Origin of the sequence: Nonomuraea cypriaca (assembly GCF_015645445.1) — a bacterium.
GTDB classification, from domain to species: domain Bacteria; phylum Actinomycetota; class Actinomycetes; order Streptosporangiales; family Streptosporangiaceae; genus Nonomuraea; species Nonomuraea cypriaca.
The window spans coordinates 1-1,765 of record NZ_JADOGI010000497.1; the positions used below are offsets into that span (position 1 = coordinate 1).

Annotated in this window: 1 protein-coding gene; it reads right to left on the reverse strand. The window is 66.4% G+C overall.

Annotated elements, in window-relative coordinates; translation table 11 throughout:
• Positions 1-418: 418 nt before the first annotated feature.
• Positions 419-1,087: a Type 1 glutamine amidotransferase-like domain-containing protein gene (locus ITP53_RS55180; protein ID WP_195903456.1), complete on the reverse strand. Its 669-nt coding sequence runs from the start codon at positions 1,085-1,087 to the stop codon at positions 419-421.
• Positions 1,088-1,765: the final 678 nt, after the last annotated feature.

A 1,765-nucleotide genomic window follows, 5' to 3' on the forward strand; every position in this document is an offset into this window, starting at 1 on the left:
ACCGAAGACCACAGCCAGGTCCGTACCGGCAGCGCGCCCCACGCCATGGCCACCCTGCGCAACCTCGCCATCGGTGCCCTACGCCTGACCGGTGCCGACAACATCGCCCAAGCCATCCGCCACATCTCCCGCGACGCCACCCGCACCCTCAACATCCTCGACCTCGCGTGATTGATCACGCTTGCGAGAAGTAGCACCAGTTGTCGGTCAGTTCTGACGCCACTCAGGTGGCCCGAGACCATGATCAATATTCGTGAGAAGTGAACGCACTTGCCACCGTCTGGAGCTGGTGCAGTGCCGCTTGCAGCGTGACCAGGCGCCGGGTTCTCGCTTGGAATGTGGCATGACCGGATGGCCGCAGCGCACGCAATCTGCGGCATGAGAGGGCGCCTGGCTCACGCGCGGTTGGCGTCGGTGGCTAGGAGGAAAAGGACTTCCAGTGCCCCTCGGAGACGACCTCGACGGTGCCGTCGGTCACCTTGATGGCCGTCTGGTCGTCGATGGCGTACGCCGGACCCGCGATGTCGGCGGCCCATCTCTCGGCATCGGCCATGGTGTTTCCCGGCATGAGCTCGTGTTCCAGGTGCGGGAAGATCGAGAAGTCGACGGCCCCTAGGGTGCGGTCGCTTCCGGTGGGCGGCGTCCATTCGACGAAGTAGTCACCGATGCGGGGGGTCATCACCATGCTTCCGGCGCTCACCCCCACCCAGACCGTCTCGGGCAGCGACGGCAGGAGATCCGTTAGCCCGGACTGCCGCATCCAGTGGCACAGGTACGTCGCATCGCCGCCGTCCACCAGCAGGACGTCAGCCTCCCGGACCCAGGGGACCCAGCGGTCCTTGCCGATGCTGGGCAGTGCGGTGAGCTCGAGGACGCCCACCGACTTCCAGCCCAGGTCGCACATGGGTGCCGGGGTCTGTCCGGCGATGAAGCGCCAGGCTGAGGCTGGCGTGCACATGGGGTGGCCATACTCCGCCGTAGGGATGCAGAGGGCACTGGAGTCGGCGATCGGCTTGCCCAGCAGGTCGACCAGCGCATCGCGGATGCTCGTGTTCGTGACGCCTCCGGACGTGAGAAGAAGCTTCAAGATGTCTCCTGATTCGAGTGCGGTGTGACGTGTAGACCTGGGACCACCGCGAGACTCATCGCTGCTGGGGGCAAAACTTACCTGCAGCAGGGCGCTCGCTCGGTAGATCAGGATCGAGCGCACGCAGCACCGCAGGCACCGCGGCATGAGGGACGCAAGCGGCACGTCTGAAGGCACTCACGTGCCCGTGCACCGCTGATCGAGGAGGCCAGGCGACGACCGATGCCTGAGGGCCCGCTCATCGGAAGATCCGGTATACGCGGACGCTCAGCGCGCTAGCGCCAACAGGGACACACCGATGCGCCAAGGCAAACACGCGCCCGTCATGACGGTCGACCATGACGTGGAAGGCAACTGGTCTGTCGCCGTCATGTCAACCCTGCCGGCCCGGTAAGCGCGGGTCCGGCAAGCCAGCGAGCAGTGCCGGGCGTCGCGGCGGACTCGCACCGAACGCCAGACCCCGCCCCCCAGGGCTCCGGCGTAGTGGAGTTCTGTCCTATTTCTCGATCATGCGAGGTTGAGGACGGTGAGGGTGCGGGTGGCGTCGCGGGAGATGTGGCGGATGGCTTGAGCGATGTTGTCGGTGCCGGTCAGGCGTAGCGCGCCGATGGCGAGGTTGCGCAGGGTGGCCATGGCGCGGGGTGCGTTGCCGGTACGGACCTGGCTGTGGTCTTCGGC